General features: G+C 74.0%; 21 protein-coding genes. 14 read left to right on the top strand and 7 right to left on the bottom strand.

All coding sequences use genetic code 11. From position 1 onward, the window contains the following. Positions 1–48: 48 nt before the first annotated feature. Positions 49–1,674, bottom strand: a complete 1,626-nt coding sequence (locus ACFY2K_RS19310; protein WP_387712717.1) for an FAD-dependent oxidoreductase — start codon at positions 1,672–1,674, stop codon at positions 49–51. Between the two features lie 302 nt (positions 1,675–1,976). Between ACFY2K_RS19310 and ACFY2K_RS19305 the strand changes: the two genes are divergently transcribed. From ACFY2K_RS19305 to ACFY2K_RS19265, 9 genes are all read left to right on the top strand, one after another. Then, entirely contained in the window at positions 1,977–3,143 is a 1,167-nt protein-coding gene (locus tag ACFY2K_RS19305) for a SchA/CurD-like domain-containing protein (protein ID WP_375885940.1), read from the top strand. Positions 3,144–3,175: 32 nt separating this feature from the next. Beyond that, positions 3,176–3,619, top strand: a complete 444-nt coding sequence (locus ACFY2K_RS19300) for a cupin domain-containing protein (protein WP_380531173.1) — start codon at positions 3,176–3,178, stop codon at positions 3,617–3,619. Further along, complete coding sequence (locus ACFY2K_RS19295; RefSeq protein ID WP_375885935.1) at positions 3,616–4,872, top strand: beta-ketoacyl-[acyl-carrier-protein] synthase family protein; 1,257 nt, start codon at positions 3,616–3,618, stop codon at positions 4,870–4,872. The genes ACFY2K_RS19300 and ACFY2K_RS19295 overlap by 4 nt, the downstream gene beginning before the upstream one ends. Before the next feature lie 5 nt (positions 4,873–4,877). Continuing rightward, a complete protein-coding gene (locus ACFY2K_RS19290; protein WP_380531176.1) occupies positions 4,878–6,119 on the top strand; it encodes a beta-ketoacyl synthase N-terminal-like domain-containing protein in 1,242 nt (413 codons plus the stop codon). Positions 6,120–6,162: 43 nt separating this feature from the next. Beyond that, positions 6,163–6,423, top strand: coding sequence for an acyl carrier protein (locus tag ACFY2K_RS19285; RefSeq protein ID WP_375885930.1), 261 nt, complete (start codon positions 6,163–6,165; stop codon positions 6,421–6,423). A 1-nt stretch (position 6,424) separates the two neighbouring features. Beyond that, positions 6,425–6,880: an SRPBCC family protein gene (locus ACFY2K_RS19280; protein WP_375885927.1), complete on the top strand. Its 456-nt coding sequence runs from the start codon at positions 6,425–6,427 to the stop codon at positions 6,878–6,880. 32 nt (positions 6,881–6,912) lie between these two features. Beyond that, a complete protein-coding gene (locus tag ACFY2K_RS19275; protein WP_030287701.1) occupies positions 6,913–7,206 on the top strand; it encodes a TcmI family type II polyketide cyclase in 294 nt (97 codons plus the stop codon). Between the two features lie 351 nt (positions 7,207–7,557). Next, positions 7,558–8,025 (top strand): hypothetical protein, encoded by a 468-nt coding sequence (locus ACFY2K_RS19270; protein WP_375885925.1) that lies wholly within the window; start codon positions 7,558–7,560, stop codon positions 8,023–8,025. 109 nt (positions 8,026–8,134) lie between these two features. Then, positions 8,135–8,827, top strand: coding sequence for a class F sortase (locus ACFY2K_RS19265; protein WP_380531181.1), 693 nt, complete (start codon positions 8,135–8,137; stop codon positions 8,825–8,827). Between the two features lie 67 nt (positions 8,828–8,894). Here the strand turns inward: ACFY2K_RS19265 and ACFY2K_RS19260 are convergent, their stop codons facing one another. Both ACFY2K_RS19260 and ACFY2K_RS19255 read right to left on the bottom strand, forming a co-directional pair. Beyond that, complete coding sequence (locus tag ACFY2K_RS19260; protein ID WP_375885920.1) at positions 8,895–9,929, bottom strand: methyltransferase; 1,035 nt, start codon at positions 9,927–9,929, stop codon at positions 8,895–8,897. 38 nt (positions 9,930–9,967) lie between these two features. Further along, positions 9,968–11,047: a nitrous oxide reductase family maturation protein NosD gene (locus tag ACFY2K_RS19255; RefSeq protein WP_387712709.1), complete on the bottom strand. Its 1,080-nt coding sequence runs from the start codon at positions 11,045–11,047 to the stop codon at positions 9,968–9,970. A 304-nt stretch (positions 11,048–11,351) separates the two neighbouring features. Here ACFY2K_RS19255 and ACFY2K_RS19250 point away from each other — a divergent pair, with 304 nt between their 5' ends. Next, complete coding sequence (locus ACFY2K_RS19250) at positions 11,352–12,296, top strand: deoxyribonuclease IV (protein ID WP_387712706.1); 945 nt, start codon at positions 11,352–11,354, stop codon at positions 12,294–12,296. Between the two features lie 108 nt (positions 12,297–12,404). Next, positions 12,405–14,492 (top strand): MMPL family transporter, encoded by a 2,088-nt coding sequence (locus tag ACFY2K_RS19245; RefSeq protein WP_387712703.1) that lies wholly within the window; start codon positions 12,405–12,407, stop codon positions 14,490–14,492. 69 nt (positions 14,493–14,561) lie between these two features. On the opposite strand, the gene ACFY2K_RS19240 is transcribed toward ACFY2K_RS19245, so the two are convergent. Next, positions 14,562–14,786, bottom strand: coding sequence for a hypothetical protein (locus ACFY2K_RS19240; protein ID WP_375885909.1), 225 nt, complete (start codon positions 14,784–14,786; stop codon positions 14,562–14,564). A gap of 401 nt (positions 14,787–15,187) precedes the next feature. Here ACFY2K_RS19240 and ACFY2K_RS19235 point away from each other — a divergent pair, with 401 nt between their 5' ends. Together ACFY2K_RS19235 and ACFY2K_RS19230 are read left to right on the top strand one after the other, a co-directional pair. Continuing rightward, complete coding sequence (locus ACFY2K_RS19235) at positions 15,188–16,678, top strand: amino acid permease (protein ID WP_387712742.1); 1,491 nt, start codon at positions 15,188–15,190, stop codon at positions 16,676–16,678. A gap of 267 nt (positions 16,679–16,945) precedes the next feature. After that, positions 16,946–17,593: an HNH endonuclease family protein gene (locus tag ACFY2K_RS19230; protein ID WP_380526764.1), complete on the top strand. Its 648-nt coding sequence runs from the start codon at positions 16,946–16,948 to the stop codon at positions 17,591–17,593. An 82-nt stretch (positions 17,594–17,675) separates the two neighbouring features. Here the strand turns inward: ACFY2K_RS19230 and ACFY2K_RS19225 are convergent, their stop codons facing one another. Beyond that, on the bottom strand, positions 17,676–18,593 hold the full coding sequence (locus ACFY2K_RS19225) for an SDR family NAD(P)-dependent oxidoreductase (protein ID WP_387712739.1): 918 nt from the start codon (positions 18,591–18,593) through the stop codon (positions 17,676–17,678). A gap of 149 nt (positions 18,594–18,742) precedes the next feature. On the opposite strand from ACFY2K_RS19225, the gene ACFY2K_RS19220 reads away from it, so the two are divergent. Beyond that, positions 18,743–19,411 carry a TetR family transcriptional regulator gene (locus ACFY2K_RS19220; protein WP_375885901.1) on the top strand — a complete coding sequence of 223 codons (669 nt, stop codon included), beginning with the start codon at positions 18,743–18,745 and terminating at the stop codon, positions 19,409–19,411. Between the two features lie 14 nt (positions 19,412–19,425). On the opposite strand, the gene ACFY2K_RS19215 is transcribed toward ACFY2K_RS19220, so the two are convergent. Beyond that, positions 19,426–20,745, bottom strand: a complete 1,320-nt coding sequence (locus ACFY2K_RS19215; RefSeq protein ID WP_380526766.1) for an MFS transporter — start codon at positions 20,743–20,745, stop codon at positions 19,426–19,428. Next, a complete protein-coding gene (locus tag ACFY2K_RS19210; protein ID WP_387712699.1) occupies positions 20,742–22,148 on the bottom strand; it encodes a hypothetical protein in 1,407 nt (468 codons plus the stop codon). The genes ACFY2K_RS19215 and ACFY2K_RS19210 overlap by 4 nt, the downstream gene beginning before the upstream one ends. Between the last annotated feature and the right edge of the window lie 16 nt (positions 22,149–22,164).

Raw genomic sequence — 22,164 nt, 5'->3', positions numbered from 1 at the left:
GCCCGCCGGTCGTGACGACCGGCGGGCCCGTCCGCGTGCGTCAGAGGTTCAAAGGTCCAGCACCGCCCGCAGCGCGGCCTCCACCTCGGCCTCCGGGTCCTCGACCGGCCCCGGCGAGCGCCAGGCGACGAAGCCGTCCGGGCGCACCAGCAGCGCACCGCCCGGGCCCACCCCGTGCAGGGCGGCGAAGTCGCTGCCCGGCTCCGGCGCCAGGTCGTCCTCGGCGCCGTCGCCGATCCGGTAGGCGTCCAGCGGGACGGCGAGCCGGTCCGCCGCCCGCCGGGCGCCCTGCTGCCAGGCCGCGCCCTCGGGGTCGGTGAGCAGCACCATCGCCTGCTCGTACAGGTCCAGCGTGGACAGCCGCACGCCCGCGCACAGCAGCCACTGGTGCGGGGCCCGGCTGCCCGGCTCGCCCGACGACTCGAACTGCTCCGGGACGACCGCACCCTGCGGGTCGGTGCCGACCACCGCGCCCCGCGGGTAGCGGTAGCCCAGCGCCACCGACAGCACCCCGGCCTGCCGCCCGACGCCGGGGACGACCGCGTAGCCGGGGTGGCTGTGCTCGGCGGAGCGGGCCGAGGCGCGCTCGCCGGTGACCTCGGCGACCGGGCGGCGCTCCTGCCCGTACGTCTCCAGCAGGCCGGGCCCGGCCCAGCCGCAGAGCACCGCGGCCAGCTTCCAGGCCAGGTTGTGGGCGTCCTGGATGCCGGTGTTGGAGCCGAACGCGCCGGTCGGGGACATCTCGTGGGCGGAGTCCCCGGCGAGCAGGACCCGGCCGACGCCGTACCGCTCGGCGACCCGTTCGGCGGCGTGCCAGGGCGCCTTGCCGGTCACCTCGACGTCCAGCTCGGGCAGGCCGACGGCGGTGCGGATGTGCCGTTCGCAGCGCTCGTCGGTGAAGGCCTCCAGGGGCTCGCCGTGCTCGGGGTGCCAGGGCGCGTGGAAGACCCACTCGGACTGGTTGTCCACCGGCAGCAGCGCGCCGTCCGCCTCCGGGTTGGTCAGGTAGCACGCGATGAAGTGCCGGTCGCCGACCACGTCGGCCAGCCGCTTGGCCCGGAAGGTGATGCTGACGTTGTGGAACAGCTCGCCCTTGCCGGTCCGGCCGATGCCCAGGCCGGTCCGGACCGGGCTGCGCGGGCCGTCCGCGGCGATCAGGTACTCCGAGCGCACCACCCGCTCCTCGCCGGTCTCCCGGCTGCGCAGCACCGAGGTGACGCCGTCGGCGTCCTGCTCGAAGGACATCAGCTCGGTGCTGAACCGCAGGTCCGCGCCGAGGTCGCGGGCCGACCGCAGCAGCACCGGCTCCAGGTCGTTCTGGCTGCACAGGCACCAGGAGCTGGGGCTGAACCGGGCCAGCCGCCCGCCCGGGTCGATCTCCCGGAACAGCCACTCCTGCTCCTCGCCGGTCAGCGAGGGCGCTTGCAGGATGCCGTGGTTCGGGGCCAGCACCGAGGCCGCCTCACGGATCGCCGGCTCGATCCCGGCCACCCGGTACAGCTCCATCGTGCGGACGTTGTTGCCGCGCCCGCGCGGGTGGTGCGAGGTGTCGGCGTGCTTCTCGACCAGCAGGTGCCGGACACCCAGCCGACCGAGGAACAGCGAGGCCGACAACCCGACCAGGGAGCCGCCCACGATCAGGACCGGCACCCGTTCGTCCACCTTCGGATTCATCAATTGCTCCACCCTGTAAGGGGATTCCGCGGCCCGGCGACTGGACTCGGCGCCGCCCTGGACGGGCCCGCTCAGCCGGGCCCCGCTCTTCCATCCCCCGCCCGAGGGGGCCTGTGCCGCCCCTTCGCCCGGATGGCCCGCAAATCTCGCGCCGCGCCCGGTCGGCCGCTCACGATCGACCTCAGGCCTGGCGCCGAGCGCCCCGGGCCGACCGCCACCGCACCGCCCTCCCCCAGCCGGGAGCACCCGCCGGACGCGGCCGCCACGGCCCGCCGCGTGCGGCCAAGAGCAGAAAGTGGATCATGACGACTCTGTCCGAACCGCAGCCGAAGCAGCACGAGGAATCCGACACCCGGCTGAGGGTGGTGCTGATGCTGGAGATCCAGGACGGCGCCCAGCAGCGTTTCCTCGACGTCTACGAGCAACTGCGCCACCAGGTGGCCTCGGTGCCCGGCCATGTCAGCGACCAGCTGTGCCAGTCCATCAACGACCCCCGCCAGTGGCTGATCACCAGCGAGTGGCAGGACCAGGAGACCTTCCTGCAGTGGGTGGACAGCCCCGCCCACCGCGAGATGGTCAAGCCGATGCACGGCTGCGTCAGCGACAACTTCCGCTCGCTGCGCTACGCGGTGCTGCGCGAGACCTCGGCGGCCGGGTCCACCGGCACCAGGGCCCCGATGGAGGTGCCGCCCGGCCTGCCGCGCAGCGAGCCCGCCGGGCACGTCGGCCCGCCGCGGGCCGACCCGGGCCCGGACGGCGTGGTGCGCCACGCGCTGACCTTCACCGTCAAGCCCGGCAGCGAGGCCGAGGTGGCCCGGATCCTGTCCGGCTACACCTCGCCCCGGGCCGAGGTGGACGAGCACACCCGGCTGCGCCGCACCTCGCTGTTCATGCACGGCAACCGGGTGGTGCGCGCGGTCGAGGTGGTCGGCAACCTCGGCGACGCGCTGCGCCACGTGGCGATGCAGCCCGAGGTGCGGGCGGTCGAGGAGGAGCTCAACCCGTACCTGGAGGAGGCCCGGCAGCTGGGCGACCCGCAGTCCGCCCGGGCCTTCTTCGCCAAGGCCGCGCTGCCCGCCCGGCACCAGGCGATCGCCAGCTCCCCCTCCTCCGGGCGGCTGCACCGGCACGCCGTGCTCTACCCGGTGCGCCCGGGCCGGGGGCCGGCCGTCGCCGAGCTGCTCTTCGACCACGACAACCTCGCCACCGCCGACCCGACCGGCCCGGTCGCCGCGGCCATCGTCTTCCAGCGCGAGGACACCGTGGTGCGCCTGGTCGACCTCCGGGTGCCGGCCGAGGCCGAGGCCGCCGCCGCGCTCGGCGTGGCCGGCGACCAGGAGGCCGCCGAACTGGCCGCCCTGCTCGACCTCGGCCCCGCCGGGGACCTGCGCACCGCCGCGGGCCTGGGCGCGTTCCTCGCCGCCCGCGCCATGAGCCCGGTCACCGACCGCAGCTCGCAGAACGACTGACACCCGGCCAGCCCTCCCGGAGGAAAGCCATCATGACCACGCAGTTCCCGCCGATCATCAACGTCGACGAGGCCCCGGAGAACCGCCGCCACGGCGCCCTGTTGCGCACCATGCTCACCCCGCCCAGCTGCGGGGCGACCAGCGGCTTCATGGGCCTGGCCATCATCGGGCCCGGCGAGCGGATCAACGAGCACTACCACCCGTACTCCGAGGAGTTCGTGTTCGTCGTCTCCGGCGACCTGGAGGTCGACCTGGACGGGGAGACCCGGCCGCTCAAGCCCGACCAGGGCCTGATGATCCCGATCAACATGCGCCACCGCTTCCGCAACGTCGGCGACACCGAGGCCCGGATGGTCTTCCACTGCGGCCCGCTCGCGCCCCGCCCCGACCTGGGCCACGTGAGCACCGAGGAGACCTCCGGCGCCGGGGGGTCCGCCCCCGCCGACCCCCCGGAACACGCCAAGGTGGCCTCGTGACACGGCGGGTCGCCGTCACGGGGATCGGCGTGGTCGCGCCCGGAGGGATCGGGATCCCCGCGTTCTGGGACCTCCTGACGGCCGGCCGCACCGCCACCCGGGGCATCACCCTCTTCGACCCGGCCGGGTTCCGCTCCCGGATCGCGGCCGAGTGCGACTTCGACCCGGCCGCCCACGGGCTGAGCCCGGAGGAGGTCCGACGGGCCGACCGCTACGTGCAGTTCGCGATGGTCGCGGCCGCCGAGGCGGTCGCCGACGCCGGTCTGGACCTGGCCGCCGAGGACCCGTGGCGGATCGCCGTCTCGCTCGGCACCGCCGTCGGCGGCACCACCCGGCTGGAGCACGACTACGCCCTGGTCAGCGCCTCCGGCGCGCGCTGGGACGTGGACCACCGGCACGCCGAGCCCCACCTGCACCGGGCCTTCGCGCCCAGCACGCTGGCCTCCGCGGTGGCCGAGCGGGTCGGCGCGCACGGTCCGGTGCAGACCGTCTCCACCGGCTGCACCTCCGGCCTGGACGCGATCGGCTACGGCTTCCAGGCGGTCGAGGAGGGACGCGCCGACATCTGCGTCGCCGGCGCCTCCGACTCCCCGATCTCGCCGATCACCGTCGCCTGCTTCGACGCCATCAAGGCCACCAGCGAGCGCAACGACGACCCGGAGCACGCCTCCCGCCCCTTCGACGCCCACCGGGACGGCTTCGTCCTCGGCGAGGGCGGCGCCGTCCTGGTGCTGGAGGAGCTGGAGCACGCCCGCCGCCGCGGCGCCCGGATCTACGGCGAGATCGGCGGCTTCGCCACCTTCGGCAACGCCTACCACATGACCGGCCTCACCACGGAGGGGCTGGAGATGTCACGGGCGATCGACCACGCGCTCGACCACGCCAAGGTCGACCGCGGCGACGTCGACTACGTCAACGCGCACGGCTCGGGCACCAAGCAGAACGACCGGCACGAGACCGCCGCGGTCAAGCGCTCGCTGGGCGGCCACGCCTTCGAGACGCCGATGAGCTCGATCAAGTCGATGGTCGGGCACTCGCTGGGCGCGATCGGCGCGATCGAGGTGGTCGCCTGCACCCTGGCACTCGCCCACGGCGTGGTGCCGCCGACCGCCAACTACGAGACTCCGGACCCGGAGTGCGACCTCGACTACGTGCCGCGCACCGCGCGCGAGCTGCCGCTGAGCCACATCCTCTCGGTCGGCAGCGGATTCGGCGGATTCCAGTCCGCCGTCGTGCTCAACAGAACGGGGTGAGTTCCATGACGTCACGTCAGCAGGGCCGCCGGGCGGTCGTCACCGGTCTCGGCGTGGTGGCACCGAACGGTGTCGGGGCCGACGCCTTCTGGAAGGCCACCAGGCAGGGCGTGAGCGTCCTCGACCGGATATCCCGCGAGGGCTGCACCGAGCTGCCGCTCAGGGTCGCGGGCGAGGTGCGGGAGTTCGAGCCGCAGTCGGTGATCGACAGCCGCTACCTCGTGCAGACCGACCGCTTCACCCACTACGCGATGGCCGCCGCCGACCTGGCGGTGGCCGACGCGGGGTTCCGGCCCGATCCCGAACGGCCCTTCGCGGTCGGCGTGGTGACCGCGGCCGGCTCCGGCGGCGGCGAGTTCGGCCAGCGCGAGCTCCAGCAACTCTGGGGCCAGGGGCCGCGGTTCGTCGGCCCGTACCAGTCCATCGCCTGGTTCTACGCGGCCAGCACCGGCCAGATCTCGATCCGCGGCGGCTACAAGGGCCCGTGCGGGGTGGTCGCCAGCGACGAGGCCGGCGGCCTGGACGCGCTCGCGCACGCCGCCCGCTCGGTCGAGCGCGGCACCGACGCCGTGGTGGTCGGCGCCGCCGAGGCCCCGCTCGCTCCGTACTCCATGGTCTGCCAACTCGGCTACCCCGAGCTGAGCCTGGCCGACCGGCCGGAGGCCGCCTACCTGCCGTTCACCGCGCAGGCCTGCGGCTTCGCCCCCGCCGAGGGCGGCGCGATGCTGCTGCTGGAGGACGAGTCGGCGGCCCGCCGGCGCGGCGCCGCCGTCCGGGCCCACCTGGCCGGACACGGCGCCACCTTCACCGGGGCCTCCCGCTGGGAGCAGTCCCGGGAGGGACTGGCCGCGGCGATCCGGATCGCGCTGGACGAGGCCCGGATCGCGCCCGAGGAGATCGACGTGGTCTTCGCGGACGCGCTCGGCGTCCCCGCCGCCGACCGGGCCGAGGCCCTGGCGCTGGTCGACGCGCTCGGCCCGGCCGCCGAGCGCGTCCCGGTCACCGCCCCCAAGGCCGGCACCGGGCGGGCCTACTGCGGCGCCCCGATGCTGGACGTCGCGGCCGCCGTGCTCGCCATGGAGGACGGCGTGCTGCCGCCCACCCCCAACGTCACCGAGGTCTGCCACGACCTCGCCCTGGTGACCGGCCGCGCCCGCCCGGCCGAACTGCGCACCGCGCTGGTGCTCAGCCGCGGGCTGATGGGCTCCAACTCCGCGCTGGTGCTCCGCCGCGGGGAGCCGACCTGACCCCCGCACCCCCGATCCACTGGACCTCCTCGAAGGGAACCCCGTGAGCAACACCCTCAGCTATCCCGAGCTGGCCGCCCTGCTCCAGGCCCGGGCCGGCGTCACCGTCGCCCCGAACGACCTGGAGCAGCCGGGCGCGCAGTTCGACGACTTCGGCGTCGACTCGCTCGGACTCCTCGGCATCGTCGGCGAGTTGGAGAACCGGCACAGCCTCAAGGTCACCTCCGGCGCCGAGTCCGCCAAGACCCCGGCCGAGTTCCTGGAGCTGGTCAACACCTCCCTCGCCGCGAAGGCGGGTGCCTGAGATGCCCGGACACACCGACAACGAGATCGTCATCAACGCCCCGCTCGACCTGGTCTGGGAGATGACCAACGACCTGGAGAACTGGCCGGACCTCTTCAGCGAGTACGCCTCGGTCGAGGTGCTGGAGCGCGACGGCGACCGGGTGCAGTTCCGGCTCACCATGCACCCCGACGAGAACGGCCAGGTGTGGAGCTGGGTCTCCGAACGCACCACCGACCGGTCGTCGCTGGAGGTCAACGCCCGCCGGGTCGAGCCCGGACCGTTCGAGTTCATGGAGATCCACTGGGAGTACGCCGAGGTCCCGGCCGGCACCCGGATGCGCTGGGTCCAGGACTTCGCGATGAAGCCCACCGCGCCGGTGGACGACGACGGCATGGTCAACCACATCAACAAGAACTCCCGGATCCAGCTGCAGCTGATCCGCGAGAAGGTCGAGAAGCGGGCGGCCGAGCAGTGACCGGCGCCCACCGCGCACTGATCGTCGCGCGGATGAAGCCCGAGGCCGCCCCGGACATCGCCGAGGTGTTCGCCGACTCCGACCGCGGCGAACTGCCGCACCTGATCGGCGTCACCGGGCGCAGCCTCTTCCAGTTCGGCGACGTCTACCTGCACCTGATCGAGGCCGACCGCCCGCCGGGCCCGGCCGTCGCCAAGGTCCTCGGCCACCCGGAGTTCCGGACCGTCAGCGACCGCCTGACCGCCTTCGTCCAGGCCTACGACCCGGCCACCTGGCGCGAGCCGAAGGACGCCATGGCGCGCGAGTTCTACCGCTGGGACCGCTGAGCCGCGTCCCCGCTCCGCTCTGGGCCCGCCCCCGGCACCACGCCGGGGGCGGGCCCATGCTCGCGCCACGCGGGGGGCGGGCCCGTGCGTGCGCCACGCCGCAGGCGGGCCGGTGCGTGCGCGCACCACTACCACCCCGCCTCGAATCCGAATCACCCGGATCGCCGGGCCACCCGGGTGAACACGCCCCGGACTCCACCCGAAGGGCGCACTCTCCGTACCGGAGCTGCCACGCTCGGGTGGCAGGCGGCCCCACCCTGGTTGACGGTGGATCAGGCGCCACTTGTTCGCGAGTCCCCTGACCGGCACCGTGCCGGCGGTCGCGGCCCACGCGCCGGAAGGATCATCCTCATGCGTTCTGCACGCACGCTGCTCGCCGGAGCGGCCGTCGCCGCCGTCCTCACCGTCGGCACCCCCATGGCCTTCGCCGACGGCTCCTCCTCGGACCAGGGCAAGAACCTCACCTGGCAGGAGAAGCAGCCCGAGAAGGGCGGCTCCGACAGTTCGAAGGGCTACGACGACAAGAGCTCCGGCGAGCACAAGGGCTCCGACAGCAAGGGCTCCGACGGCAAGAGCTCCGGCGAGCACAAGGGCTCGGACAGCAAGGGCTCCGGCGAGCACAAGGGCTCCGAGGGCAAGGGCTCCGACGGCCGGGAGGAGGAGCACACCCCGCACGGCGGCGTGCACACCGGCGGCGGCGGCCTGGCACTGTCCGGCGGCGGCCTCGCCTCCGGCGCGGTGCTGCTGCTCGGCGGCCTCGGGGCCGGTGCGATCGCGCTGCGCCGCGGCCGTCGCACCTCCGGCGCCGCAGCCGTCTGACGTCCGCCACCGCCGCCTCTGGGCGCTCCCCCTCCCGGGCGGGGCGCACGGGGGCGGCGGGCCGTTGCGGAACAGGCTCCCCACGAAGCACTTCGAGCGGAGGACACGGATGACCGGCGGTCCCGGCTCCGGAATGCCCAGGCTGCTGCGCGGCGGGATGGGCGCGGCAGCGGTCGGCCTGCTGCTGATCTACAACTCGGTGGACACCGGCCCCGCCGAGGACCAGGCGGCCGGCCAGGCCGCTCCCCCGGCGGCGGCCGCCCCCGCCGTCCCCGGCCCCGCGGCGGCCACCGCCGGCGCCACGGCCCCGCCCGCGGCGCCGGGCGCACCGGTGCTCAAGCGGTCCAAGCCGACCCGGCTGCGGATCCCGCAGATCGCCGTCGACGCCCCGTTCACCGAACTCGCCCTGGGCCCGGCCGGACAGCTCAACGCGCCCCCGCCGGACGACAAGAACCTGGTCGGCTGGTACCGCGACGGCGTCACCCCGGGCGAGCGCGGCAGCTCGGTGGTCGCCGGCCACGTCGACACCACCAAGGGCCCGGCGGTCTTCCTGCTGCTGAGCCTGCTGCTGCCCGGCAACAAGGTCGAGGTGAGCCGCGCCGACGGCACCGTCGCCGTCTTCTCGGTCGACAACGTGGAGACCTTCGCCAAGAACGCCTTCCCCGACCAGAAGGTCTACGGCAGGACCCCGGACGCCCAGCTCCGCCTGATCACCTGCGGCGGCACCTACGACAAGAAGCGCCGGGACTACCTGGACAACGTGGTGGTCTTCGCCCACCTGGAGTCCTCCCACAAGGCCTGAACACCCCGACGGCCGCTGCTCCCCCGGGTCGGGGAGCAGCGGCCGTCGGGCGTTCCGGGAGCGGGGGTCAGCCGCGGACGGTGGACTCGAAGGCGTGGAGGTAGGGGTTGACGGGGCGGACGGCGGCGACGTCGAGGCCGGCCTCCTGCATGAGGTGGACCATGCTCTCCTCGGAGTGCTTGGCGCCGCCGACGTTGAGCATCAGCATCAGGTCCATCGCGGTGGTGAAGCGCATCGAGGGGCTGTTGTCGACGAGGTTCTCGACCACCACGACCCGGGCGCCGGGGCGGGCCACGGCGACCACGTTGGCGAGGGTGCGGCGGGTGCTGTCGTCGTCCCACTCCAGGATGTTCTTGATGATGTAGAGGTCGGCGCGCACCGGGATCTCCACCCGGCAGTCGCCGGGGACGAGGCGGGCGCGGGCCGAGAAGGCGCCGCCGTCCTGGAGGCGGGGGTCGGCGCCGGCGACCACCTTGGGCAGGTCGAGCAGGGTGCCGTGGAGGGCCGGGTGCTTCTCCAGCAGGCTGGCGAGGACGTGGCCCTGGCCGCCGCCGATGTCGGCGACCGAGTCGATGCCGGTGAGGTCCAGGTACTCGGCGAAGTCCCGGGCGGACTGCCGGCTGGAGGTGGTCATCGCCTTGTCGAAGACCTTCGCCGAGTCGCCGGCGTCGCTGTGCAGGTAGTCGAAGAACTCCTTGCCGAACAGGTCGGGGAAGACGTTGCGGCCGGAGCGCACCGCCTCGTCGAGCTTCGGCCAGGCCTCCCAGGTCCACGGCTCGGTGCACCAGAGGGCGATGTGGCGGAGGGAGTTGGGAGCGTCGTCGCGCAGCAGGCGGGACATCTCGGTGTGTTCGAAGCGGTCGCCGCCGGTCTCCGCGAAGATCCCGTAGCAGGTGAGCGCGCGCAGCAGGCGGCGCAGCTGGCGGGGTTCGGTGTCGAGCTGCGCGGCGAGCTCGGTGGCGGTGGTCGGGGTGTCGCCGAGCACGTCGGCGACACCGAGCCGGGCGGCGGCGCGGACGGCGGCGGCGCAGGCGGCGCCGAAGACGAGTTCGCGCAGGCGCATCGCCGGCTGGGGGGTGGGGTTGACGGGGGCGGTGGTCATGGTGTGGTCCTTGTCGGTCGGGGACGTCAACGGGGGTGTCAGCAAAGGCCGGACGGCTCGGAGACCGCGCAGGTGTTGCGGACGAAGGAGTTGTCGGTGCCGGTGTCGCGGTCGGCGAGGTCGGCCGGGCGGTTGCCGCTGAGGCGGTTGTCGGCGATGGTCGCCCGGGTGTTGGGGATGCCGACGACGCTCTTGAACAGGACGATGCCGCCGGAGAAGTCGGTGGATCCGACGTTGTCGCGGACCTCGTTGTCGGTGACCCGGGTGTCCTCGGTGCCGGTGAGCACGATGCCCGCGCCCTGGATGGCGCCGAGGCGCGGATTGGCCGCGCAGAACTTGTTGTTGGCGACCACCCGGTTCCTCCGGACGTCGAGGTCCCCGGCGCGGGGCACGCCCTCGTCGCCGACCACGAAGACACCGCTGCAGTTGCCGCTGATCTCGTTGCCCTGGACGGTGAGCACCCGCAGCCGGCGCACGGTGACGCCGACCCGGTTGCCGGTGAGCACGTTGTCCTCGACGACGGTGCCCCCGGTGTCGGGCGCGCCGCCCTCGCGGTAGGCGTAGTTGGCGAGGAAGACGCCGGACTGGCCGTTGTCGACGGAGCGGTTGCCCACGATGGTGGCCTTGGTGGAGATCTCCTGGCTGATGCCCTGCTGGGCGTTGTCGTGGACGTAGGTGTCGCGGACGGTCAGGCCGGTGGTGCCGCTGGCGTCGATGCCGTTCTTGCGGAAGCCGGTGACGGCGAGGGCCTCGACGGTGACCCCGGGCAGCGGGGCCTGCTCGGTGCCGGCCACGCAGACGCCGTGCCCGGCGGTGGCGCAGGCGTTCTCGGTGCCGCCGCCGGGGGTGATCACGGTGGCGGCCCCGGCGCCGCGCAGGGTGAGGCGGGGGGTGGTGATGCGGACGCTGCCCGGGTAGGTGCCGGGCAGGAGCTGGACCGTGTCGCCGGGGGCGGCGGCGTCGACGGCCTGCTGGATCGATTCGCCGGGCTGGACGAGGTGCAGGGTGCCTTCGGCGGCGTGGGCCGCGGGGGCGGCGGCCAGGGTGGCGAGAACGGTGGTCAGGGCGGTGGCGGCGGCGGTGGCCGCGGCGAGGTGGTGGACCCGGCGCGTGGGCATGAGTGGTGACCTGTCTTTCGGCGCGCGCGGTGGGGCGGTGGGCGCGCTGGTCGGCTGCGGGAGGGCGGAGGGGACGCTCCGACCCGGCGTGTGCGGGTGGTGACGTTCGGTGAGTACGGCCGAGTCGACGGTACGGTCGCCCCCGGGGGCCCGCCACCAGGGCTGGGCTGCCGGACTGACGGGCCGTCGGCCATGGGGACGGGTCCGGCGGTTCCCGCCGGGCGCGCCCCAGCGTGGCGTGCGCACCCGGCGCGGGGACGGGCCCGCGCGCCGTCGCCGCCCGGGCCCGTGACATCCTCGGGGCATGAGCACCGCGACCGGACCGACCCCCGCCGCCCGCCGGAACCCGATCGGCGCCCACGTCCCGGTGGCCGGCCGGGGCCTGGCCGGGACGGGCCTGGCGTACGCGAGCCGGGTCGGTGCCGAGACGGTGCAGGTGTTCGTGGCCAATCCGCGCGGCTGGGCCACGCCCGCGGGCAACACGGCCCAGGACGAGGAGTTCCGTACGGCCTGCGCCGAGCAGGGCATCCCGGCCTGGGTGCACGCGCCGTACCTGATCAACTTCGGCTCGGACAACCCGGCCACCCGGGAGCGCTCGGCCGACTCGCTGCGGCACTCGCTGCACCGCGGCCACGCGATCGGCGCGCTCGGCGTCGTGCTGCACACCGGCTCGGCGGTCGGCACCGCGCCCGGCGGCGGTTCGCGCCGGGCCGAGGCGATGGCGCAGGTGCGCGCCGACGTCCGGCCGCTACTGGACGAGCTGGACGCGCTCGGCGACGACGCGCCCTGGCTGCTGCTGGAGCCCACCGCCGGCCAGGGCAGCTCGCTCTGCTCGCGGCTGGAGCAGCTGGCCGAGTACGTGGAGGCGCTGGACGGGCACCCCAAGGTCGGCGTCTGCCTGGACACCTGCCACGCCTTCGCCGCCGGGCACGACCTGGCCGCCCCCGGCGGGGTGACGGCCGCGCTGGACGCCCTGGCCTCGGCCGCCGGTCCGGGCCGGCTGCGGCTGATCCACGCCAACGACTCGGAGGACGTGGTCGGCGCCCGCAAGGACCGGCACGCCAACATCGGCGCCGGGATGATCGGCGCGGAGCCGTTCCGCGAGCTGTTCGAGCACCCGGAGACGGCCGGGGTGCCGCTGCTGGTGGAGACCCCGGACCGCAAGCACGGCGGGGACGGCACCGGGCACGCGATGGACATCGCGGTGCTGCGGGAGCTGCGCGAGCGGGCGGCCGTGCCGGTGTCCTAGCGGACGCGCGGAGCCGCCGGACGCGCGGAACCGCCGGACGCCCGGAGCTGCCGGTCGGGCGGTGCGGTGGCAGGCTGGAACGAGTCACTGCCACCTGGGGGTGGATGCATGTCCACGACTCGGAAACTGGCCGCGCTGCCCTGCGGGCGCCGGGGCAAGTGGGTGGTGCTGGCCCTGTGGCTGGTGCTGCTGATCGCGCTGGGCCCGCTGGCCGGGAAGCTGGTGGGCGCCGAGGACAACCAGGCGTCCAGCTGGCTGCCGGGCAACGCCGAGTCCACCCAGGTGCTGAACGAGCAGCGGGCCTTCCAGCCGGTGGACACCGCCCAGGCCGTCGTCGTCTACCAGCGGACCACCGGCATCACCCCCGCCGACCGGGCCGAGGCCGCCCGGCAGGCCGTCGGGTTCGCCGCCGTCCCGCACGTGGTCGGGCCGGTCATCGGCCCGGTACTGTCCGCCGACGGGCAGGCGATGCAGACCGTCGTGCCGATCGACGTCGGCACCAACGGCTGGAACGACCTCAAGCCCGCCGTGGACACCCTGCGGCAGACCGCGACCGCCGACAGCCACGGCATGACCACCCACGTCACCGGCCCCGGCGGGATCGCCGCCGACCAGGCCAAGGCCTTCGCGGGCATCGACGGCTCGCTGCTCGCCGCCACCGTCGGCGTGGTGATCGTCCTGCTGCTGCTCACCTACCGCAGCCCGGTGCTGTGGCTGCTGCCGCTGCTCTCCGCCGCCGGTGCGCTGACCGTCTCCCAGGCCTTCATCTACCTGCTGGCGAAGCACGCCGGGCTGACCGTCAACGCGCAGAGCGCCGGGATCCTGATCGTCCTGGTGCTGGGCGCGGGCACCGACTACGCCCTGCTGCTCACCGCCCGCTACCGGGAGGAACTGCGCCGGCACGAGGACCGGCACGAGGCGATGGCGTACGCCCTGCACCGGGCCGGGCCCGCCGTGCTGGCCTCCTCGGCCACCGTGGTCGCCTCGATGCTGTGCCTGCTGATCGCCCGGATGAACTCCACCCGCGGCCTCGGCCCGGTGCTGGCGATCGGTGTCGTGGTGGCCCTGGCCGCGATGCTGACGCTGCTGCCCGCGCTGCTGGTGCTCGTCGGCCGCTGGGTGTTCTGGCCGGTCAGACCGGACTACGGCACCCCGGAGCCGACCCGGACCGGCCGCTGGGCGCACGTCGGCGCCTGGATCGGACGGCGCCCGCGCAAGGTGTGGGTCGGGACGGCGCTGGCGCTCGCGGCCTGCTGCGTGGGGCTGGTCTCGCTGAACGCCAACGGGCTCAGCACGGCCGCCTCCTTCACCGGCAAGCCGGACTCGGTGGTCGGCCAGCAGGTGCTGGAGCAGCACTTCCCGGGCGGGACGGGCGCACCGCTCACCGTGGTCTCCGCCGCGGCCGGCGCCCCGGCCGTACGGGCCGCCGCGCAGTCCACCGCCGGGATCGCGGCCACCTCGCCGCCGGTGGTGCGGGACGGGCGGGCCCTGTTCCAGGCCACCCTGACCGACCCCCCGGACAGCCAGGCCGCCAAGGACACCGTCGACCGGGTGCGCACCGCCGTGCACGCCGTACCGGGGGCGGACGCCAAGGTCGGCGGGAACACCGCCGTCGTCCTGGACGCCGGGCGGGCCGCCGGGGACGACAACCGGGCGATCATCCCGCTGGTGCTCGGAGTGGTGCTGCTGATCCTGGCCGTACTGCTGCGGGCCGTCACCGCGCCGCTGGTGCTGATCGCGACCGTGGTGCTCTCGTACGCGGCGGCGCTCGGGATCAGCTCGCTGTTCTTCGCCCACGTCTTCCACTTCCAGGGCGAGGACAACGCGTTCCCGCTGTTCGTCTTCGTCTTCCTGGTGGCACTCGGGATCGACTACAACATCTTCCTGATGACCCGGGTACGGGAGGAGTCCGCCCACCACGGCACCCGGCGGGGCGCGCTGATCGGGCTGTCCGCGACCGGCGGGGTGATCACCTCGGCAGGGCTGATCCTGGCCAGCACCTTCGCGGTGCTGGGGACGCTGCCGGTGGTGGGGCTGGCCGAGATCGGGTTCGCGGTGGCGCTGGGGGTGCTGCTGGACACCCTGGTGGTGCGCTCGGTGCTGGTCACCGCGCTGACCATGGACCTGGACCGGCACATGTGGTGGCCGGGGCGGCTGTCCCGGCGTCCCGGGGCGGATGCGAAGACGGAGACGTAGGCGGACGGACGGCCGTGAGCCCGGGGACCGCTACGGGCGGTCCCCGGGCTCAGCTGCGGATCAGCCGGATCAGCAGTCGCCGATGCAGTCGTCCTCGGTGTGCGAGTGAGCGTTCAGCCAGCTGGCGTGCGGGCCGAACAGGCCGACACCCGCCGAGCCCGACTCCAGGCTCTGCCCGGTCGACGCGTGCGACCCGTGCCAGGCCGCCATCGCCGGCGCCGGCGCCGCAAGGGCCGCGGCACCCGTCACCACGGTGATCACGGCGAACTTGCGGATGTTCCCACGAAGCGACATCTGATGTCCTCTTGGTTGGTCTCTGGTCGTCAACCCGCGCCCCCGAACGGCCAGTTCGAGCCGGTCCGAAAGGCCGGGCGGCGCTCCACCGGGGAGCGCCGGGCCAAGGTTGGCACACGAACCCGCAGGCGGCGCGCGCGTCGCGGCCGCGCTGAGTCATTCGGGTGACACATCTCCCCCGGCCGGACGAACGTGCTCGTACATCCGCATTCCGGGTCGAACGCCCTCGCGGGGCGCACCGGACGAGTGCCGGTCCGACAGGCGTACGACCGTAAGTCTTGCGGTGTTCCCTCGGGCGAAATGAACAAATACCGTCGATTTGGTGCAAGGTGCCGCCCGGTCCGAGCATGAGCGGTCGCTCCACCGAGCGCAGGCAGGACCACGAAAGGCACACCACCCTCATGCAGACCAGCCCCGCCGCGACCCGGCAGGCGAACCCGCAGGCGACCCCGCACGCGACCCCGCACGCGACCCGACCGAGCAGCCCGGAGACCCCGGACCAGGCTCCGGCTCCTGGTCCGGCTCCGGCTCCGGCTCCGGCTCCGGCGAAGAGCGGCCGCTTCGGGCTGCCCGTCGCCACCGCCCTGGTGATGGGCAACATCATCGGCGGCGGCATCTTCATGATCCCGGCCGCCGTGGCGCCCTTCGGGACGGTCAGCCTGCTCGCCTTCGCCGTCATCACCGTGGGCTCGATCGCGCTGGCGCTGGTCTTCGGGCAGCTGGCCCGCCGCAACCCGCGCACCGGCGGGCCGTACGTCTACGCCCGCGAGGCCTTCGGCGACTTCGCCGGCTTCCTGTCAGCGTGGTCGTACTGGATCACCGCCGTGGTCAGCAACGCCGCGCTCGCCGTGGCGGCCGTCGGCTACCTGGACGTGCTGCTGCCGATGCACCACGACGTCGCGCTGGAGATCACCGCCGCACTGGTCCTGCAGTGGCTGCCCGCACTGGCCAACCTGGCCGGCACCCGGTACGTCGGGGCGGTCCAACTCGTGTCCACCGTCCTCAAGTTCATTCCGCTGCTGCTGATCTCGGTGGGCGGACTGTTCTTCTTCGACCCGAAGAACGTCGGCCCCTTCGAGGCCAGCGGCCAGGGCTGGATGGGCGGCATGACGGCCGCCGCGGCGATCCTGATGTTCAGCTACGTCGGCGTCGAGTCGGCCGCGATGAGCGCCGGCCAGGTCCGCGACCCGGAGCGCAACGTCGGCCGGGCCAGCGTGCTCGGCACCAGCGGCGCCGCGGTGGTCTACCTGCTGGGCACCCTCGCGGTGTTCGGCACCGTCGCGCACCAGCAACTGGTCGACTCCAGCGCGCCGTTCTCGGACGCCGTGAACGCCATGTTCGGCGGCACCTGGGGCGGCGCGGCGATCGCGGTCGCCGCGCTGGTCTCGATGACCGGCGCGCTCAACGGCTGGACCCTGCTGGCCGCCCAGGCGCCGTACGCGGCCGCCGGGGACGGGCTCTTCCCGGCCGCCTTCGGCAAGGAGAAGCGCGGCGTGCCGACCTTCGGCGTGCTGGTCAGCGTGGCGCTCGCCTCGGTGCTGACCGTCGTCAACTTCGCCAGCGGCGCCAAGGGCGCCTTCGACGTGCTCGTCCTGATCACCACGTTCACCGCCGTCGTGCCCTACCTGCTGTCCACCGCCGCCCAGTTGTACTGGCTGGTCCGCGGCGCCACCGACAAGGTCGACGGCACCCGCCTGGTCCGCGACGCGGTGCTCGGCCTCGGTGCCTTCGCCTTCTCGATCTGGCTGCTGGCCGGGGCCGGCTACGCCGCCGTCTACCAGGGCGTGTTGTTCCTGTTCGCCGGCATCCTGGTCTACGTCTGGCTGGCCGGCCGTCGCCACCGCCAGGAGCAGCAGGACCAGGAACAGGCGCGGCAGGAACAGGTGAACTGACCGCCGACCTCGACGACCTCGACGAGGTCGGCGAGGTCGGCGAGGTCGGCACGACGAACGGCCGAGGGCCCGGGACGCACAGCCGCGTCCCGGGCCCTCGTCGCGTCCGGGCCGGGTGCGAACGGCCCCCGGGAGTGCCGGACTTGTCCGTACCCGTCCGATGTCCACGAGGATTTCACTCCCGGGGTCTACCCGCGTAGCCGCGAAGCCGACACACTGGCGCACGCAACTCATCAGTCAATCCGATCTTCTGATGGAGCGTTCGCCATGGCCCTCACCGGATCCATACGCCGGTTCCTGTCCTGCCTGCCGGCCGCCGCCGCCCTCGTCGCCGCGACCGTGGTCGCCGGCGGCAGCCCGGCCCAGGCCGCACTGCCGACCCCGATCTCCGCCGCCACCGCCCGGCTCTACCTCGACGGGATGACCGCGACCCCCGAGACCCACGCGGACAGCTACGACAGAACCCTCTTCCCCACCTGGATCAAGATCAGCGGCAGCTGCGACACCCGCAAGTGGATCGTCAAGCGGGACGGCACCGACGTCACCACCGACACCTCCTGCAAGGCCACCAGCGGCAGTTGGACCTCGCCGTACGACGGCGCCACCACCACCAACCCGTCCACCTTCGACGTGGACCACCTGGTGCCGCTCTCCGAGGCCTGGGCCTCCGGCGCCTGGGCCTGGACCACCGCCCAGCGCCAGGCCTTCGCCAACGACGTCACCCGCCCCCAGCTGGTCCTGGTCTCCGCGAGCAGCAACCGCTCCAAGGGCGACCGCGACCCGGCCGAGTGGCTCCCCCAGGCCTCCTACCGCTGCACCTACGCCCGCGCCTGGGTGCAGGTGAAGCAGTACTACGGGCTCGGCGTGGACAGCACCGAGAAGACCGCGCTCACCGGCATCCTCGACAACTGCTGACCCGCCGAACGTCGGGGACGGGTGCCGGACCCGGGCGCCCGTCCCCGGGCCGGACCCACTCGCCCCCTGACCCCGGCCCCGCTCACCCCTCCGAGTCCGCGGGGAAGGCCACCGGATAGGGCTCGGTGAAGTCGGCCGAGCGGGAGACCTCGCGCCACCGGCTGTCCTCCTCCAGCAGCCGGCGGTCCTGCGCGATCGAACCCTCGGCCGCGTTGACCCCCAGCGGCAGGTGGTCCGGGACATCGCGGCGCCCGGCCATCCGCACCAGGATCTCGGCAGCCCGGTCCGGGTCGCCGGCGGCGCCGTCCACACCCTTGCGCAGCCGCTCGTTGACCGCGCCGACCGTTCCCACGTAGGCCTCCGGGACCTCGTGCACCACCATCGACGCCCCCGCCCAGTCGGTGCGGAAGCCGCTCGGCTCGACCACCAGCACCTTCACGCCGAACGGCGCGAGCTCGGCCCGCAGAACCCGGCTGAACCCGTCGATGGCGAACTTCGCCGCCTGGTACGAGGCGATGCCCGGCGAACCGCCGACCCGCCCGCCCACCGAGGAGAACTGCATCACCAGGCCCCCCTTCTGCTCGCGCAGCAGCGGGATCGCAGCCTTGGTGACGTGGTAGACGCCCCAGAAGTTCGTCTCGAACTGGGCCCGGAAGTCGGCGTCCTCGGTGGTCTCGATCGGCGAGACGTTGGCGTACCCGGCGTTGTTGACCAGCACGTCGATCCGGCCGAAGGCCTCCCGCGCCTGGGCGACGGCCGCCCGGGCCGCCGCCGGATCGGTGACGTCGAGCGCCACCGGGCGGACGCGCTCGCCGAACTCCTCGACGAGGTCGGCCAGCTGCTCCGGCCGCCGGGCCGTCGCGACCACCAGGTCGCCGGCCTCCAGCGCCGCGCGCACCAGGCTCCGGCCGAAGCCGCGCGAGCTGCCGGTGACGAACCAGACCCGCGCCTCGGGGCGGCGTGCGCTCTCCGCGTTCTCCATGCTCTCCGCGCTCTTCATGCTCTCCATGACTCTCCTCCGCGTTCTCCGGCGTGCCGTGTCGTGCCGTGTCGTGCCGTGTCGTGCCGTGCCATTAGTAGAACACCGTTGCGCTAATAGTGCAACGCCGTTGCGGTAATACGGCAACGGCGTTGCCCTACCATGGGTGGATGGCAGACACACCGGAGTTCCAGCGCGCACGCTCGCCCGAGGCCAAGCGCCGACGCGAAGCCGCGATCCTGGAAGCGGCCGCGGCACTCGGCCGCGAGCGCGGCGTCAGGGAGATCACCCTGACCGACATCGCCTCCGCCGTCGGCATGCACAAGTCGGCCCTGCTGCGGTACTTCGAGACGCGCGAGGAGATCTTCCTGCGCCTCACCGCCGAGGGCTGGGCCGAGTGGTCGCAGGCCCTCACAGCGCGGCTGCGGGAGACCGGGGACCCGAGCCCGGCGACCGTCGCCCGGGCCTTCGCCGCCACCCTCGCCGAGCGCGGGAGCTTCTGCGACCTGCTCGCCCACGCACCGCTCAACCTCGAACGCCACGTCTCCGTCGACGCGGTCCGCGAGTTCAAGCTCGCCACGGTCGCCGCCCGCGAACCCGTCACCGCCGCGCTACGGGAACAACTCCCCACTCTCGACGACCAGGACGTCACCGACCTGTTCGCCACCGCCGTCTCCCTCGCCGGCGCCATGTGGCAGATCGCCAACCCGGGCCCCGAGGTCGCCGCCCTCTACCGCAGCGACCCCCGCCTCGCCCACGCCGTCGTCGAGGTCGAACCCCGGCTCGCCCGCATCCTCACCGCGACGATCACCGGCCTGGCCGGGAAGTCCGAGGGCTAGGGTCCGTCCCGCGTTCAGTCGGCCGGCCGGGACGGGAAGGCCCGCAGCGTCCGGAGGTCTGCGGTCGCGATCAGGGGCAGGCAGGAGAGCAGGCCGATCCCGGCGATCGTCCACAGCGTGGGGCGGGTGCCGAGGACCGAGCCGAGGTAGCCGCCGGCCAGTGCCCCGAGCGGGCGGGTGCCCCAGATGGCGAACCGCACGGAGGCGTTCATCCGGCCTTGCAGGCCGGTGGGGGTGATGGCCTGGCGCAGGCTCACCTGGCCGATGTTGTAGACGGTGATGCCGCAGGCCATGATGCCGGTCGCGACGCCCAGGGTCGGCACGGCACGGGCCGGCGCCGCGGTCGCGAGCACCAGCACGGCGATCCCCGACATGGACTTGGCCGCGACCAGGACGGGGCCGAGGCCCACGCGCCGGATGACCCGGCCGCTGAGCGTGGCCCCCAGCAGCGCACCGCAGTTGCCCATGCTCAGGGCCAGCCCGAGCTCCCCCGGCGAGAGCCGCAGGTCGCGCAGCGCGTACGCGGTCAGGACGGCGCCCAGCGCGCCGCTCAGGCCGACGAGATTGCTGATGCCCGTGGCCAGGGTCAGCGAGCGCAGGGTCCGGTGGCCGAAGACGAACCGCAGCCCCTCGGCGATCCGGGTGCGCATCCGCTCCCTCGTCCGCGGCACCGGCACCCGGGGCGTCCGGATGAGGCAGAGGAGCAGCGCGGACACCAGGTAGCTCACCGAGTTGACGGCCAGGACCAGGGGCGCGGCGACGGTCTGCAGCAGCAGGCCGCCGATGCTGGGGCCCGCCAGCTCCGCCGTCGAGCGGGAGAACTCCAGCCGGCTGTTGCCGTCCGGGGTCTGCTCCCGCGCCACGACCGTCGGCAGGAACGCCTGGTCGGCGATGTCGAAGAAGACCGTGCACAGCCCGATGGCGAACCCGACCGCGCAGAGCAGCGGCACGCTCAGCACCCCGGCGAGGTGGGCCGCCGGCAGCAGGGCGATGGTCACGGCCCGGCCGACGTCCGCCACCACCATCACCCGCCGGCGGTCCCACCGGTCGAGCAGCGCGCCCGCCGGCAGGCCGACCAGGAGGAACGGCAGGGACTCCATCGCCGAGACGAGTCCCAGCTGGCCGGTCGAGGCGGACAGGGTCGTCAGGGCGAGCACGGGGATGACGAAGAACGTGATCCGCGTCCCGAACTCGCTGACGGTGTGCGCCGCCCACAGGACCTGGAAGTTCCGCTGCCGCCAGACGCTGACCAGCGGTCCCGGCCGCGGCCGGGACCGGGGCCGGGCGGGAGCGGCCGGCCCCGGGGGCGGGACCACCTCGACCGGCCGGCTCACAGGTACAGCGGGTGCGGCCGTCCGGAGCCCGCGACGTTGTGGCGCTCCCCGTAACCGGCGCGGGAGAAGGCCGAGACCAGCCGGCCGTCGACGGCGCCCAGGGCCACGTCGTGGCGGGGAGCCGGCCCGTCCACGACCCCGAGGAGGTGGGGACTGGTCACGTACTCCTGGACGAGCCAGCCCTCGGCGCCCGCGAGGTCGACGGCGGCCTCCCAGGCCGGTGCGTCGGCGGCCTCCCGGCCGATCACCACACCGTTGCCGCGGGTGTCCAGCGGGCGCTTGAGGACGTAGCGGTCGCGGTCGCGGACGACGGCGTGCAGCGTCGCCGCGTCGCAGTGCGCGAGGTTGCGCGACCACGGGATCGCCGGACGGACCCGGCGGTAGTCGGCGGCGTCGAAGAGGTGGGCGAAGCGCGGGTCGGAGAGCACGGCGAGGCACAGCTTGTTGTCGCCGATCAGGCGTCCGCGCAGCCCGTTCTGCACGAACAGCCGGCCCTCGCGCACGGCCTCCAGGTAGGACGCCGCGCCGTCGCCCATCCGCAGCAGGTCCTGGATGCCGACCTTGGCGAACGCGTGCCGCACCGCCTCCCCGCGTACGACGACGCCCCCGCGCCCGTCGAGCGAGATCTCGCGCGGGTCCGCGTGCAGGACCCGGACGCCCAGGGCCGTCAGGGCGGTGTCGTAGTCACGGGTGTCGGCGCGGTAGCTGCCGTCCGGGCAGAGCAGGGCCACCGTCTCCGGACGGGTCCCGGTGTGCTGCTCCGCCAGGCGCAGCAGCCAACTCCCCGGCCAGAGCGGGTCGTCGGCCGGCAGCGGGCCCGGCACGTCGACGCCGTGCCGGGCCAGCAGCGACCGCCAGGCCGCCCGGCCCCGGCCGGCCCCGGGCAGGCCCCCGGGGCAGTTGGCGTTGGTCTCCAGCACCCGCAGCGTGCCGTCGGCCTGGGGCAGCAGATCGATCCGCAGCAGGTGCACCCGGGTGTCACGGGCGGCGTCCACGTGCTCGCGCAGCACCTGGGGAAGCGTCAGCACCTCGCGCAGGTCGCGGTCGTGGTCCCAGGCCGCCACCAGCGTCTCGATCACCCGGTGGTACGAGGCGACGAACGCGTCCAGCTCGCTGCGCAGCTGCGGGCGCACCCGCAGCGGCAGCCCCTGCGGCTGCGGCTGCGCCCGGACGATCTCGAAGACCTGCGACTCGGCGAGCTCGCGCCCCTCGGCCGTCCGCGCGATCGCGACGACCTCCCGGGTGAACTCCTCGTCCAGCCCGGGCCAGGTGTACCCGCCGGCCCTGGGCCCGTCCGGGGACGGCACGTGGGGTCGGGCCGGCATGACCGTGGTCGTGCCGGTCGGCCCGCCGACCGCGCCCTGGTCGCCGCCGGGGCCGCCGGGGCCGGGAATCGACTGCATGATCCGGTGTCCTTCC

The organism is Kitasatospora sp. NPDC001309, assembly GCF_042896295.1.
Lineage (GTDB): Bacteria > Actinomycetota > Actinomycetes > Streptomycetales > Streptomycetaceae > Kitasatospora.
Note: the sequence above shows the minus strand (reverse complement) of the source record. Positions and strands in the feature narration are given on the sequence as shown.

What these genes read in the sequence shown, in the direction of transcription:
- ACFY2K_RS19310 (WP_387712717.1), bottom strand. Translation starts at nt 1,674, where the DNA reads ATGAATCCGAAGGTGGACGAACGGGTGCCGGTCCTGATCGTGGGCGGC.
- ACFY2K_RS19305 (WP_375885940.1), top strand. Translation starts at nt 1,977, where the DNA reads ATGACGACTCTGTCCGAACCGCAGCCGAAGCAGCACGAGGAATCCGAC.
- ACFY2K_RS19300 (WP_380531173.1), top strand. Translation starts at nt 3,176, where the DNA reads ATGACCACGCAGTTCCCGCCGATCATCAACGTCGACGAGGCCCCGGAG.
- ACFY2K_RS19290 (WP_380531176.1), top strand. Translation starts at nt 4,878, where the DNA reads ATGACGTCACGTCAGCAGGGCCGCCGGGCGGTCGTCACCGGTCTCGGC.
- ACFY2K_RS19280 (WP_375885927.1), top strand. Translation starts at nt 6,425, where the DNA reads ATGCCCGGACACACCGACAACGAGATCGTCATCAACGCCCCGCTCGAC.
- ACFY2K_RS19275 (WP_030287701.1), top strand. Translation starts at nt 6,913, where the DNA reads ATGAAGCCCGAGGCCGCCCCGGACATCGCCGAGGTGTTCGCCGACTCC.
- ACFY2K_RS19270 (WP_375885925.1), top strand. Translation starts at nt 7,558, where the DNA reads ATGCGTTCTGCACGCACGCTGCTCGCCGGAGCGGCCGTCGCCGCCGTC.
- ACFY2K_RS19265 (WP_380531181.1), top strand. Translation starts at nt 8,135, where the DNA reads ATGACCGGCGGTCCCGGCTCCGGAATGCCCAGGCTGCTGCGCGGCGGG.
- ACFY2K_RS19260 (WP_375885920.1), bottom strand. Translation starts at nt 9,929, where the DNA reads ATGACCACCGCCCCCGTCAACCCCACCCCCCAGCCGGCGATGCGCCTG.
- ACFY2K_RS19255 (WP_387712709.1), bottom strand. Translation starts at nt 11,047, where the DNA reads ATGCCCACGCGCCGGGTCCACCACCTCGCCGCGGCCACCGCCGCCGCC.
- ACFY2K_RS19250 (WP_387712706.1), top strand. Translation starts at nt 11,352, where the DNA reads ATGAGCACCGCGACCGGACCGACCCCCGCCGCCCGCCGGAACCCGATC.
- ACFY2K_RS19245 (WP_387712703.1), top strand. Translation starts at nt 12,405, where the DNA reads ATGTCCACGACTCGGAAACTGGCCGCGCTGCCCTGCGGGCGCCGGGGC.
- ACFY2K_RS19240 (WP_375885909.1), bottom strand. Translation starts at nt 14,786, where the DNA reads ATGTCGCTTCGTGGGAACATCCGCAAGTTCGCCGTGATCACCGTGGTG.
- ACFY2K_RS19235 (WP_387712742.1), top strand. Translation starts at nt 15,188, where the DNA reads ATGCAGACCAGCCCCGCCGCGACCCGGCAGGCGAACCCGCAGGCGACC.
- ACFY2K_RS19230 (WP_380526764.1), top strand. Translation starts at nt 16,946, where the DNA reads ATGGCCCTCACCGGATCCATACGCCGGTTCCTGTCCTGCCTGCCGGCC.
- ACFY2K_RS19225 (WP_387712739.1), bottom strand. Translation starts at nt 18,593, where the DNA reads ATGAAGAGCGCGGAGAGCATGGAGAACGCGGAGAGCGCACGCCGCCCC.
- ACFY2K_RS19220 (WP_375885901.1), top strand. Translation starts at nt 18,743, where the DNA reads ATGGCAGACACACCGGAGTTCCAGCGCGCACGCTCGCCCGAGGCCAAG.
- ACFY2K_RS19210 (WP_387712699.1), bottom strand. Translation starts at nt 22,148, where the DNA reads ATGCAGTCGATTCCCGGCCCCGGCGGCCCCGGCGGCGACCAGGGCGCG.